We start from the raw sequence: 12,824 nt of genomic DNA on the forward strand, positions 1-12,824 counted from the left end.
GTGAGTTCCGAATCGACGCACAATTCCCCTGCCGATACTCCTGATTCGGCGGACGAAAACGGCACGACGGCCGATAACGGCACGCTGCGCCCGCCCGGGGCGCCGGTGCTGGCGCCGCGCCCGGTCTACCGGCCCCATGTGGACTCACATACCGCGCATGCCTTCCGCCGCCCGGCCGGGCAGTCCGGATCGTTCGCCCCGCGCACCGGCCGCAGTGGTACCGAGGCGGTCTCGACCGCCCCCAAGGGCCCCCCGGCGGCGGTGCTGGAGGAGGCGTTCGGCCGCCCGCCCGGTTCCACCGAGCTGCTCCAGCGCGATCCGGAGGCGAGCACGGAAACACGTCCGGTAGCGGGTCCGGCGGACCCGTGGCGCGATCCCGGCGCACAGGCCCGGCTGGGCGCACCCGCGTTCCCGGCACCGACCGCCCGGGAAATGCCGCAGGCAGAGAGGCTTTCGGCCCGGCAGGTTCTGTTCGGCTCCCGGGTGGCACCGCGCGCTCTGCTGATACTGGCCGCGATCGCGCTGGTGATAGGCCTGGTCGGCGGCCTCGTGGGCCGGCTGACGGCGGAAACCGCCTCCACTCTGACCTCGCGCAAGGTCAGCCTCGAACAGAGCGACAGCGAGCAGCCGCACGGGCCGATCGCGCAGGTCGCCGATGCGGTCCTGCCCTCGGTGGTCTCCATCCGCACCACCGTCGGCGAGAACGGCGCCACCGGATCCGGCGTCGTCATCGACGGCAACGGCTATATCGTCACCAACAACCATGTGGTCTCGATGGCGGCGCAGGATACGTCCGGCCGCGCCCGGATCCAGATCACATTCTCCGACGGCACCCGCACACCGGCCAATATCGTCGGCCGGGACCCGAAGAGCGATCTCGCGGTCCTCAAGGTGGATGTGAAAAATCTCACTGTTGCCGAGTTGGGCAAATCCGGCGATGTCCAAGTCGGTGACGCGGTTCTGGCCATCGGTTCACCCCTTGGTCTCAGCAAGACCGTCACTTCCGGCATCGTCAGCGCCCTGCATCGCCCCGTGAAATTGGAGGGCGAAGGCAGCGATACCAAGGCCGTGATCGACGCGGTGCAGACCGACGCCTCCATCAACCCCGGTAACTCCGGTGGCGCGCTGGTGGACGCGGACGGCCGGGTCATCGGCATCAACACCGCGATCCGCAGCGAGAGCGGCGGTTCGGTCGGGCTCGGCTTCGCGATCCCCGTCGACCAGATGACCGAGGTCGCGCAGACCCTCATCCGCGACGGCTCGATCCACCACCCGGTGATCGGTGTGAGCGCCCGCCAGAAAACGGTTGCCAACGAGGTCATGAGCGGCGCGGAAGTCGCCGATGTGCAGCCGGGGAGCCCGGCGGCGAACGCCGGGATCGTCGAGGGCGATGTGATCGTGCGGGTGGGCGACCGGGAGGTCACCAACCCCGACGAACTGGTCGTGGCGGTGCAGAGCAACGATATCGGCCAGACGGTGAACGTCCAGCTCATCCGGGAAGGCCGGCAGGTGGACATTCCGGTGACGCTGGCCTCCGACTGATCCATCGCCCGCGGCGGCGGGTAACCTGAGGGGGTGTTCAGCAGTATCGGGTGGGGCGAGATACTCGTCCTACTCGTCGCCGCCCTCGTAATCCTCGGCCCGGAACGGTTACCCGGCGCCGCGCGCTGGACTGCGCGCTCATTGCGCCAGGTCCGCGATTACGCGACCGGCGCGACGTCGCAATTGCGCTCCGAACTCGGGCCGGAATTCGACGAACTGCGAAAACCGATTGCCGATCTCCAGGAATTACGTGGGATGTCTCCGCGGTCGGTGGTGACCAAACATCTTCTGAACGGCGACGATTCCCTTTTCAAGGATCTCGACGGTTCGCTGCCGGACAGCAAGAATATTCTCGGCGCCGCCAGCGGGATGCCAGATTACCCGCGGGCGCAACAGGATAAACCACTCGGACACAATGAGCGTCCGCCGATCGACACCGACGCCACCTGATCGTCAACTGCTCTAGACGCCGTTCAGGGGCCTGATGTCTACACTTCGCACATGTCGGCCGATGACGTGGCGCGAATATTCGCGATCGAGGACAAAGTCGAGCGACTCAAGGCCGCAACGGAGGGTGTCGCAGCGGCTCAGCAAACCATCAACGAGCTCACTCGAATTCGACGTGCGGTAATCCGGGAGTTGCACGCCGAAGGGTGGACTTTCGCCAGAATAGGTGCCGCCGCGGGTCTTTCCCGCGCCCGGATCCATCAGGTGAGTACCCAGGGCCCGGCGCCGGAGGGATTGTTCTTCGGCCACGGCCCGCTCACGCTGCTGGTCCCGGATACGCGTGCGGGCAGGCTGATGGGCGCACCGGACCCGGCCGCCGCGCCGCGGCTCGCCGAACAGCTCGAAGAGCTCGGTTTCGGGGTAACCATCGAACCGTTCGCGCCCGGACGCCCGGTGAACCTCCTACGCGACGGTCTCATCGTACTCAGCGGCCCGGAACTCTCGCCCAGCCTGCGCCAGCTCATCGCCGGCGATCCGCGGCTACGGCGGGCGGTGGCCCGGCCCGGCGACGGGCGGCGCGGTATCGAGGATCGAGCCGCCCGCCGAATCTACCGGCCGGCCAGTCCGGACCCGCACGATATCGCCTACCTGGCCCGCCTACCGCGGCCCGACGGCCGGGGCACGGTCCTGGTGATCGACGGCCTGCACCCGCCCGGGTCGCTCGGCGCGGTCCGGCTGCTGGCCACCCGGCTGGCGACCCTGCACGAGCGGGCGGCCAATCGCCGGTTCTCGGTGTTGATCGGGGTGCGTTACGAACGCGGGACCGGGGAACCGGTGGACGCGGATCTGCTGACACCGGTCTACCTGCACGACCCGGTCGATTCGCGGCTGCGGCCGGTGCGCCAGCGCCGCTGAGCCCGTATCGGCGATACCGCCCACCCGGTATTCCGGCGCATTGAACACCACGCCCCGCGGCTTTCGCCGGGCGCGATGAATTCACGCCCGGACGATAATTCCCGACACGCCCGGAATCGTCGATAGCGACAACGAATATTGGCTTGTCAAAGCTATTGCTACGCTGGCGCTGACGCTGGGGTCATACGGCTCACCGCCCGCATTCTGCCGAATTCGGTGCAATGTCCGGCAAGGGTGCAACAGCCTCGCACCGAAAGGTGCGCATTGCCCCGGCGTTGTCCGGCTCCGGCAAGGTAATTCGTGGAGGCGCAGGTGGACGCGTTGATCATCGTGGCGGTGGTTCTGGTCGTTGCCGGGCTGCTGGTCTCGGTGATCCTGTGGTTGCGTAATCCGGGCACGGCGGAGACCGAATACGTCACGGTCGCCGAACTCCAGGCCCGCCTGGAACACGAACACGACGAGCCGGAAGAAGCCGCGGAATCGCCCGGCCGAACGGACGGCGATATCGAACCGACCACCACAGCACCGGCCGCTGCTGCATCGCAGTCCGGTACCGCACCCGAGACCACACCCCCGCCCGCCGCCCCTGCCACGTCAGCCGCCGAGGACACGTCCGGGGGATCGCCCACGCCTGGATCCGGGACGGCACCCGAATCCACGTCGACCACCGGCGGCAGCGAGCCGCCCGAGGCAACCGACACCGATAAGGCGGCCCGGACCGAGCCGGAGACAACGCCCGCCACGGGCTCCGAAGCCGGAACGACCCCGGAAACCGGGACCGACGGAGACATCACGGAGACCACCGCCGAAACGACGACCGCAGCCGAGCCCTCGGGTAAAGCGGGTCAGGAGGAGCCCGGACCCGATCAGGACGTAGCGGAGCCCGCCCCCGACGCCCCGGATCCCGGGACAAAGAAGTCCACGGACGACCAGCCTTCATAGGCGAACCATGCGATACGACACCTCGGCCGCGGCCGGCGCGCCCGGCCGGGGCGCCCGGCCGGTCCAGGCCTTCCGAGCTCGATCTCGCCGGGATCGGCACCACGGCCGTCCCGAGAAGGCTGCGGATTTCTTGCGTTGAGAACTCGTCGGTCGGCTGCGCAGCTGAGCGGCAGCGCGGCTCCGGCTCATGACCGACCTACCCACGCGGTCCGTGGTTCGGATTCCGGCGGCGGACAACTGCCGCGGATTCTTCGACGACGTCGATACGCCATCACCGCCGCCGACGGTGAACCCGGCCCACGGCTCAGGCGGCGGCGACGTCCGGGCGGATCGTGTTCATGGGTGGCCGGTCGACCAGGTCCACGGCGGTGCTGTGGGGGGTGAACTCGTTGCCGACCAACGGGAACTGGGTGAGCGCGGCGCCCGAATCCGATACTCCGCTGCGGGACAGTACGGTGCCCAGGATCTGCCGGCTCATCACCCCGAGATCGGCCAGGGGGCGGTTGCGGTGGGTCCGTACCCCCAAATTGACCTGACCGATGGCGGGCAGGCCCAAGCGGTCGTAGGTATCGAGCAGCAGCCCGATCTCGACTCCGTACCCGGGTGCGAACGGTACCGCGGTGAGCAGCTCGCGGGTACCCGCGTATTCGCCGCCGAGCGGTTGCAGGACCGGTGTCAGCCCCGGTCGCAGCGCGGCGAGCAGCGGCCGCGCCACGAGTTCGGTGACCCGCCCGCCGCCGTGCGCGTCCACCTCACCGCCGTGACGGAGTGGGCGCCGGTAGTAGGCCTTGACCAGGTGCAGGTCCGGGGTGGTCAGCAGGGGTCCGAGCAGTTTCGGCACGAAGGCCGGATCCGGGTCGATCAGGTCGGAGTCGACGAAGGCCACCAGATCGCCGCTGGTCACCGCCAGCGAACGCCACAGCACCTCGCCTTTGCCCGGTACAGGTTCGAGTTCGGGCACGGCCTGCTCCCGGCTGACCACGTCGGCACCGGCCGCGCGGGCACGTTCGGCGGTCGCGTCCGTCGAACCCGAATCGAGCACCACCAGCTCGTCCACGAGGCTGCCCAGCAGCGGTCGGATACTGGCCACCACGTCGGCGACCGTGTCCTGCTCGTTCAACGCCGGCAGCACCACCGAAACGGTGCGTCCGGCCTTGGCGGCGACCAGATCGCTCACCGCCCACTCCGGTGTGTCCCAGGTATTCGTCGTGGCCCAGCCGGGCTCGTGGTGTGAGAGTTTCATACGAGACCTCGCAGAGTTCGTACCGGGGGCCGGATACCCTGGATCGCGGCAATCATGTCGACCACATGCCGGGTCGCGGCGACCTCGTGCACCCGGAAAACGCGGGCACCGGCCGCGGCGGCCCATGCAGTTGCTGCCAATGTGCCCTCCAGCCGTTCGGAAAGTCCGACACCTAATGTCTCTCCGATGAAATCCTTGTTGCTCAGCGCCATCAAGACGGGCCACCCGGTTTTTACAAGAACGTCCGCTGCGCGCAACAGTGCGAGCCCGTGGTAGGTGTTCTTGCCGAAGTCGTGGGTCGGGTCGATGAGCACGGAGTCCCTGCGTACGCCCGCGGCCACCGCCGCTTCCGCGGCACGCACGACGGTATCGGTCACTTCGGCCACCACATCGGGATAACGAACTCGATGTGGGCGGGTGCGCGGGACAGCGCCGCCGGTATGACTGCAGACGATCCCGGCTCCGGTCGCCGCGGCCACCGGCACCAGTTCCGGATCGGCCCCCGCCCAGGTGTCGTTGATCAGGTCGGCGCCTTCGGCCACCGCGGCCCGCGCGACCTCGGAACGCCAGGTATCGACGCTGATCAGCAGCTCGGGATATTTCGCACGGATCGCGGCGACGAACGGCACCACGCGCCGCGATTCCTCCGCGGCGTCCACCGTTTCCCCCGGCCCCGCCTTCACCCCACCGATATCGACGAGATCGGCGCCTTCGCCCACGGCCCGGTCCACCGCTGCCAGCGCAGCACTGTCAGCGAAGGTGGCGCCCCGGTCGTAGAACGAATCCGGGGTCCGATTCACAATGGCCATGACCAGCGCACGGTCCGTTGCCACCGCCCGGCCGCACAATGTCGGCGCCGGACGGACTGGATCGAACATGAGCTGAGTCTATTTGCGCGCCTGCGGCGCGCTGGTTTCGGCCCATGAGGCGTTGTCGTTCAGTCCCCGGCACTCGCGGCTGCGCCGCATCGCATCGGGGTCTGAACGACAACGCGGCCGAAACCTTCGAGGGCCTCGCTGAACTCGGCGCCGCCACTGGGCTCGCTCCATTCGGAACGGCGTGAAACCGTCGAGTTAACCGGTTGATCCCGGCGACTCCAGCGGCCCGAACACTCCCGAGGGCCTCGAGAGGGCCTGCACACAATGTGGGACTGATAACAACCGCAGCCCCGCGACCCGGGGCCGATGGCATTTCGCTGTCGGTCGCGGACAGGGCGGTACCACCGGAGGCACTCGCCGCGGCCGACGCCCGCCGGTAGCTTCCCGGAGGTGGGTAGAAGTCGGTCGGCCGCCCCGCGGGAGTCGTCAGATCGCCCGTAGCACCGCGTCCTGGGGTGGCCGGGGGTTCAGCGCGGCGAAGGCCTCGGTCAGGTCCGGGGTGACGGTGATGCGATCGAGAGCTTCCTGCGGTACGAAACCGCGGTCGTGGAGTTCGGTGAGCCAGCTGAACAGGCCGGTGTAGTGGCCTCCCGGGTCGAGGATCGCCATGGGTTTGGTGTGCTGGCCGAGGTGGCCGCCGGTCCAGGTCTCGAAGAATTCCTCGAGCGTGCCGATCCCGCCGGGGAGGGTGAGGAAGGCGTCGGAGCGATCCTCCATCACCTGTTTGCGCTGACGCATGGTGTCGGTGACCACCAGCTCGTCGGAGTCGACATCGGCGACCTCACGATGCACCAGATGTTTCGGTATGACGCCGATGGTCTCGGCGCCGCCGGCGCGGGCCGCGGTCGCTACCGCGCCCATCATCGACACATGCCCGCCGCCGGAGACCAGCTGCCAGCCGCGCCGGGCTATTTCGGTACCCACCCGGGCCGCGAGGGTCAGGTGGTCGGGGTCGGTGGTGCTCGCGGAGCAGTACACGCACAGTGCGAACGGTCGTGGATTCACTGGTTCCCTTCCAAGTAGGCGCGCAGCATCTCGGTGACGGCGGTGATCTGGGCCAGCGGGACGTGCTCATCGCGTTTATGCGCGAGGTTGGGGTCGCCGGGGCCGAAGTTCACCGCCGGTATCCCGCGGGCAGCGAACCGGGAGACATCGGTCCAGCCGTACTTGGCGCGGATCCCGGCCGAACCGTGCGCCCGGACCACGTCGGCGAGCCCCTTCGCCGCGGGGGCGGTGAGCCCGGGCAGTGCGCCGGGCGCCGCGTCGGTCACCGTGAACTCCAGTTCCAGGCCGGCGAAGACCTCCCGGACGTGTTCGGTGGCCTGCTCGACCGTGCGGTCGGGGGCGAACCGGAAGTTCACCTCCACCGCGGCCGCGTCCGGCACCACATTGCCGGCGACCCCGCCCTCGATACGCACCGCCGACAGACCTTCCCGGTAGAGGCAGCCGTCGATATCGACCTCACGCGCCCGATACTCCGACAACCGGGTCAGGACGGGGGCCAGCCGGTGGACCGCATTGTCACCGAGCCAGGAACGCGCCGAATGCGCCCGCACCCCGGCCGTGCTCAGCCGGACCCGCAGCGTGCCCTGGCAGCCGGCCTCGATCCAGCCGCCGGAGGGTTCACCCAGAATCGCCAGATCGGCGTCCAGCCATTCCGGTAGTTCGCGTTCGATGGTGTTCAGGCCGTTGAATTCGGCGGCGATCTCCTCGCAGTCGTAGAAGATCAAGGTCAAATCGTGTGCGGGTTCGGCGATGGTGGCGGCCAGGTGCAGGAATACCGCGTCCCCGGATTTCATATCGACCGAGCCGCAGCCGTAGAACACCTCGGACCCGTTCTCGACGGTGAACCGGCCGGGGACATTGTCCGCTATCGGCACCGTATCGAGATGGCCCGCGAGTACGACCCGGGTGGGCAGGCCCCGGTCGGTCCGCGCCAGCACCACATTGCCGTGGCGTACCACTTCGAAGCCGCTGGTCTGGGTGCGTAGCGCCGTTTCCACGGCGTCGGTGATCGCGTCCTCCTCCCGGGACACGCTCGGAATATCGACGAGGGCCGCGGTCAGCGCGACGGGATCGGCGTGCAGGTCGAGGGTCACGGGATACGAGCGTAGAGGTGCCGCACCACTACGGAGACGCTGGTGGGTAGGCTGCGGTGTCGTGAGCACTCAGGGAGCAACCGCTAACGGCATCGCCAACGTGACCACCGACGGAACCGTTCTGGATACCTGGTTCCCCGCCCCGCAGCTGGGTGAGTTCACCGAGACCGGTACCGAGCGGCTCGCCGAGGCGCCCGCCGAACTGGCCGAACTGGTGGGCCCCGACCCTGCGCGCGGTGTCGAGGTGATCGCCGTCCGCACCACCATCGCCGATCTGTCCGCCGCCCCGGTCGACGCGCACGATGTGTACCTGCGCCTGCACCTGCTGTCGCATCGCCTGGTCCGCCCGCATTCGGTGAGCCTGGAGGGGCAGTTCGCCCTGCTGGCCAATGTCGTGTGGACCAACCATGGGCCGGCCGCGGTGGAAGGGTTCGAAACCACCCGGGCGAAACTGCGCGCCCGCGGGCCGGTCACCGTGTACAGCGTCGACAAGTTCCCGCGCATGGTCGATTACGTGGTCCCCGCCGGGGTCCGTATCGGTGACGCGGACCGGGTCCGGCTGGGTGCGCATCTGGCGGCCGGAACCACCGTCATGCACGAGGGTTTCGTGAACTTCAATGCCGGCACCCTCGGCACCTCCATGGTCGAGGGCCGCATCTCGGCGGGCGTCGTCGTGGGCGACGGCTCCGATATCGGCGGCGGCGCGTCCACCATGGGCACCCTGTCCGGCGGCGGTACCACAGTCATCTCGATCGGCGAACGCTCGCTGCTCGGCGCGAACTCGGGCCTGGGCATCCCGCTCGGCGACGATTGCGTGCTGGAGGCGGGGCTCTACCTCACCGCCGGCACCAAGGTCACCACGCCGGACGGCACAGTGATCAAGGCGGCCGAACTGAGCGCCACGAACAACCTGCTGTTCCGGCGTAATTCGCAAACCGGTGCGGTGGAGGTCGTTCCCCGCTCGGGTACCGGGATCGAGCTGAACGAAGCGTTGCACGCGCACAACTGATCGGCGCATGCCGGAGTCGATGAGCGGACGCCGGCGGGTCGTAATCCACCTCCGCGCGGTACACGCGAGGTGAACCGGCTCGCCGTATCTCAGATTCCGAAGGCGATCACTCGTTCCGGGTGGATGCGAATGAGTTCCCCGGGTTCGGTTCCGATGTAGGAATCGGTTCCGGTGAGCGCCTCGGCGGTGCCGCGGATCTCCAGGCAGCGCACCCGCCACGGCTGGACCGAGGCGATATCGTCGACCACGAACGCGACGCGGGCATTTTTCGCCAGGTTGCGGAACTTGCGTGAGCGTCCCATATTCCAGCCCGCGATATCGATGGTGCCGAGTTCGGGGTTGTAGCGGAAGCCGACGGGATTGTTCTGGGGCGACCCGTCGGGAGCTACGGTGGCCAACCGGCCCAGCCGTTGTCCGGCCAGGTAGTCGAGATGTTCGGGCGTGAGCGTCGCGTTCATGGGACCGACGGTAGGACCTCGAGTCCGGTTGAGGTCAATACCCGCGGCGCGCGGCGGTGCTTCACTCGCCCGGAGTTCCGGCCCTGCCCAGTTGCTTCTTCTGCACCTTGCCCATGGCATTTCGCGGTAAGGACGCAACGAAGCGGATCTCCCGTGGCCGTTTGTGGGCCGAGAGCTCGCCGGCCACATGGTCGATCAGCTCCTGTTCGCCGGGTGCGGTATCGCGCGCGACGACGAACGCAACGATCCGCTGGCCGAGATCGGCGTCCGGCAACCCGACCACCGCCACCTCGGCGACACCGGGATGGCCCAGCAGGGTGGTTTCGACCTCACCCGCACCGATCCGGTACCCACCGGATTTGATCAGGTCCACCGATTCGCGGCCGACTATCCGGTGGAACCCGTCGGCGTCGATCGCCGCGACATCGCCGGTGCGGAACCAGCCGTCCTCGGTCCGGCATTCGGCGGTGGCCTCCGGACGGCCGAAGTATCCGTCGAACAGCATCGGACCGCGTACCTGCAGCCCGCCGATGCTCGAACCGTCGTGCGGTACCGGCTGTCCGGATTCGTTCCGCAACCTGGTCTGCACGCCCTGTACCGGCACCCCGACCCAGCCCGGCCGGCGTTCGCCGTCGGCCCGCGCGGACAGCGTGATCATCGTTTCGCTCATCCCGTAGCGTTCGATCGGCTCCTGGCCGGTGAGCTCGGCCAGCCGCTCGAATACCGGCGCCGGCAGTGGTGCGCTACCGGAGATCAGCAGCCGGGCGGCGCTCAACTGTTTCGCGGCGTCGGGATCCTCGGTGATGCGGGTCCAGACGGTGGGTACGCCGAAATACATGGTGCCCGCGGCCGCGGCGTAGTTCGCGGGCGTCGGTTTCCCGGTGTGCACGAGCGGGCTGCCGACTCGCAGCGGGCCGAGCAAACCCAGGATCAAGCCGTGTACGTGGAACAGCGGCAGACCGTGCACCAGCACATCGGCCGCGGTCCACGACCAGGCCTCGGCGAGCGCGTCCAGGCCGGCGGCGATCGCGCGACGGCTCAGCACCACCCCCTTCGGCAGGCCGGTGGTGCCGGAGGTGTAGAGCACGAAAGCCGGTGCGGCGGGGTCGGGCTCGGGGTAGGTATGCCAGGACCGGGCGTGTTGCCGGACCGGGACCACCGGTAGCGCGGTCCCGTCCGGGGCCTCACCCAGCCACGCCTGCGCCCCGGAATCGGTGAGCATATGGTCGAGTTCGGCGGTACCGGAATCGGGCGGGACCGGGACCACAGTTACTCCGGCGATCAGACAGCCGATGACGGCGAGCACGGTGGTGGCCGTGGGGCGGGCCAGGACCGCGACCCGCTCCGCGCGCGCGATCCGTTCCGCCACCGAAGTGGCCGCACCGAGCAGATCACTGCGGGAGAGGGTGGTTCCGTCGATGGTGACGGCGTCGGGGATATCGGCTCCCGCGGCGACGGCCAGTGGGTCCAGCGATCGGAGCAGACGCGGCGCGAGGGACATGCGCCCCAACCTACTGCCCGGCGCCACCGCCGCTTCGCGGACCTACGCGGAACGAGACCGCGACATGATCGCGCGCGTATTTCCGGGCGGCGATATCGTCGTCCAGCGGAATCACCGTCTGCGGTGTCAGCGCCAGCGACAATGCGGTACGCGCGACCATTTCGGCCACCGGCAGCGGATCGTAGGCCGGTAATTTTCCTTCGGCCTGCAGGCGGGTGACGAACTCGGCGAGGTAGTCGCGGCCGAGTTCGATCACCGGGGCGCCTTTGGTGGTCAGGTAAGGCAAGACGATCTCGGGTTCCGTATCGAGCAGGCGGTCCAGCAGCTGGTTGCTGCGCAGGCCGTCGAGGAAGGCGACGAACAGTTCGACGATCTGGTCTTCGGCACCCGCATCGCGGTCGATCTGCCGTTGCACCGCGGCATCGACACCCTCGATGAATTCACGGGTCTGCTGCAATCCCACGGCCTGGATCAGGTCGGATTTACTGGAGAACCGGCGGTACAGGGTGGCCAGCGAGAGCCCGCCGCGGCGGGCGACCTCCACCATGCTGGTGCGTTTGATCCCGAAATCGAGAAACGCCTGCAGCGCGGCGGACAACACCGATTGATCTTGATCGCGACGCGGCGATCGCACCAGTGGCAGTAATTGAGCCAGCGCACCCATCTCGGCACCCTCTCGCGCTCGGTGATGCAATGACACAGTAAGCATCGCACAATTACGATGATGGTTGACGCAACATCGAGTGAATGAGATGGTTATCATATAATCTTCTCATAGGAAAGAGGTCACTGATGACCGCTCCCCGGCCCATATCACACAACGAACCCGAGCCCCGCCCGCTCTACGCCCCCGATTTCGACGTCGAAGACCATATCGTCGGAATCACCGCGTTCCTCGGCGGCACGGCGAACGTGATCATGCAGCTGGGTTTGCGGCCGGTCGCCTACGGCGTCATGGAGAGCGACGTCAAAAGCGGCAACGTGATGGTGCACCCGTTCAAACGGCTCCGCACCACCCTCACCTACCTGTCGGTCGCCATGCTGGGCACCGAAGAGGAACGCAACGCCTACCGGCTCGCGGTCAACACCTCCCACCGCCATATCCGCACCAAACCCACCAGCCCGGTCAAATACAACGCCTTCGACCCCAAACTCCAGCTCTGGGTCGCGGCCTGCCTGTACTTCGGCTTCGTCGACCTCCTGGAAAAAGTCCAGGGCCCCATGGACGAAGCCACCGCCGACACCTTCTACGCGCACAGCATCCGGCTGGGCACCACCCTGCAGGTGCGCCCGGAAATGTGGCCGCCGAACCGGGCCGCGTTCTGGGAGTTCTGGGAAGACAACCTGGACAACCTGGAAATCGACGACACCACCCGCGCCTACTTCAACGACCTCATCGACCTGAAAATGCTGCCGCTACCGGTGCGGTGGGTATCGGCCACATTCCACCGGTTCGTCGTCTCCGGCTGCCTGCCCCCACAGATCCGGCAGGCGATGTACATGGACTGGACCGAGAGCAACCAGCGCTGGTTCGACCGGACGATGAAAATCATCGGATTCGGCCTGAAACTCCAGCCGCGCTTCCTACGCCAGTTCCCGATGAACTACTACCTGTGGGATATGCGCCGCCGCATGCGCAAGGGCAAACCCCTGGTCTGAGATTTTGGCGGCTGTATCTATTGGCGCCGCCTGCGGCGGCGCGGGTTTTGGCCCCCCCCGTCCCCTCCTTTCCCCCCCCCCCCTCCCCGCCTCTCCCCCCCTCCCCCCCCCCTCCCCACCAAGACAAAACC

General features: G+C 67.9%; 13 protein-coding genes. 6 read left to right on the top strand and 7 right to left on the bottom strand.

Features of this window, described 5'->3' with window-relative positions; all coding sequences use genetic code 11:
* The 4 genes from ACFWPH_RS08785 to ACFWPH_RS08800 all read left to right on the top strand — a co-directional run bounded on the left by ACFWPH_RS08785 (position 1) and on the right by ACFWPH_RS08800 (position 3,846).
* Positions 1-1,542 carry a trypsin-like peptidase domain-containing protein gene (locus ACFWPH_RS08785; protein ID WP_378748963.1) on the top strand — a complete coding sequence of 514 codons (1,542 nt, stop codon included), beginning with the start codon at positions 1-3 and terminating at the stop codon, positions 1,540-1,542.
* 33 nt (positions 1,543-1,575) lie between these two features.
* Positions 1,576-1,992 (top strand): Sec-independent protein translocase protein TatB, encoded by a 417-nt coding sequence (gene tatB, locus ACFWPH_RS08790; protein ID WP_378748964.1) that lies wholly within the window; start codon positions 1,576-1,578, stop codon positions 1,990-1,992.
* A gap of 51 nt (positions 1,993-2,043) precedes the next feature.
* Positions 2,044-2,904, top strand: a complete 861-nt coding sequence (locus ACFWPH_RS08795; RefSeq protein WP_280460969.1) for a hypothetical protein — start codon at positions 2,044-2,046, stop codon at positions 2,902-2,904.
* Positions 2,905-3,204: 300 nt separating this feature from the next.
* The gene (locus ACFWPH_RS08800; protein WP_378748965.1) at positions 3,205-3,846 is read left to right on the top strand and encodes a hypothetical protein; all 642 of its coding nucleotides are present in this window, start codon (positions 3,205-3,207) and stop codon (positions 3,844-3,846) included.
* A gap of 304 nt (positions 3,847-4,150) precedes the next feature.
* On the opposite strand, the gene ACFWPH_RS08805 is transcribed toward ACFWPH_RS08800, so the two are convergent.
* From ACFWPH_RS08805 to dapE, 4 genes are all read right to left on the bottom strand, one after another.
* On the bottom strand, positions 4,151-5,089 hold the full coding sequence (locus tag ACFWPH_RS08805; RefSeq protein WP_378748966.1) for a glucosyl-3-phosphoglycerate synthase: 939 nt from the start codon (positions 5,087-5,089) through the stop codon (positions 4,151-4,153).
* The gene (gene folP, locus ACFWPH_RS08810; RefSeq protein ID WP_378748967.1) at positions 5,086-5,967 is read right to left on the bottom strand and encodes a dihydropteroate synthase; all 882 of its coding nucleotides are present in this window, start codon (positions 5,965-5,967) and stop codon (positions 5,086-5,088) included. Before folP ends, ACFWPH_RS08805 begins: the two co-directional genes overlap by 4 nt.
* Positions 5,968-6,393: 426 nt before the next feature.
* Complete coding sequence (locus ACFWPH_RS08815; RefSeq protein WP_378748968.1) at positions 6,394-6,972, bottom strand: TIGR00730 family Rossman fold protein; 579 nt, start codon at positions 6,970-6,972, stop codon at positions 6,394-6,396.
* The gene (gene dapE / locus ACFWPH_RS08820; protein ID WP_378748969.1) at positions 6,969-8,066 is read right to left on the bottom strand and encodes a succinyl-diaminopimelate desuccinylase; all 1,098 of its coding nucleotides are present in this window, start codon (positions 8,064-8,066) and stop codon (positions 6,969-6,971) included. The genes ACFWPH_RS08815 and dapE overlap by 4 nt, the downstream gene beginning before the upstream one ends.
* A 61-nt stretch (positions 8,067-8,127) precedes the next feature.
* Here dapE and dapD point away from each other — a divergent pair, with 61 nt between their 5' ends.
* On the top strand, positions 8,128-9,075 hold the full coding sequence (gene dapD, locus ACFWPH_RS08825) for a 2,3,4,5-tetrahydropyridine-2,6-dicarboxylate N-succinyltransferase (RefSeq protein WP_378748970.1): 948 nt from the start codon (positions 8,128-8,130) through the stop codon (positions 9,073-9,075).
* A gap of 89 nt (positions 9,076-9,164) precedes the next feature.
* Here dapD and ACFWPH_RS08830 read toward each other — a convergent pair whose 3' ends face one another.
* The 3 genes from ACFWPH_RS08830 to ACFWPH_RS08840 form a co-directional block, all read right to left on the bottom strand.
* Positions 9,165-9,533 carry a PPOX class F420-dependent oxidoreductase gene (locus tag ACFWPH_RS08830; RefSeq protein WP_378748971.1) on the bottom strand — a complete coding sequence of 123 codons (369 nt, stop codon included), beginning with the start codon at positions 9,531-9,533 and terminating at the stop codon, positions 9,165-9,167.
* A 61-nt stretch (positions 9,534-9,594) separates the two neighbouring features.
* Entirely contained in the window at positions 9,595-11,034 is a 1,440-nt protein-coding gene (locus ACFWPH_RS08835) for an acyl-CoA synthetase (protein WP_378748972.1), read from the bottom strand.
* A 10-nt stretch (positions 11,035-11,044) separates the two neighbouring features.
* A complete protein-coding gene (locus ACFWPH_RS08840; RefSeq protein ID WP_378748973.1) occupies positions 11,045-11,698 on the bottom strand; it encodes a TetR/AcrR family transcriptional regulator in 654 nt (217 codons plus the stop codon).
* 128 nt (positions 11,699-11,826) lie between these two features.
* On the opposite strand from ACFWPH_RS08840, the gene ACFWPH_RS08845 reads away from it, so the two are divergent.
* Positions 11,827-12,693: an oxygenase MpaB family protein gene (locus tag ACFWPH_RS08845; RefSeq protein WP_378748974.1), complete on the top strand. Its 867-nt coding sequence runs from the start codon at positions 11,827-11,829 to the stop codon at positions 12,691-12,693.
* The last annotated feature ends 131 nt before the right edge of the window (positions 12,694-12,824 follow it).

It is taken from the genome of Nocardia sp. NPDC058499, assembly GCF_042719915.1.
Classification (GTDB): Bacteria; Actinomycetota; Actinomycetes; order Mycobacteriales; family Mycobacteriaceae; genus Nocardia.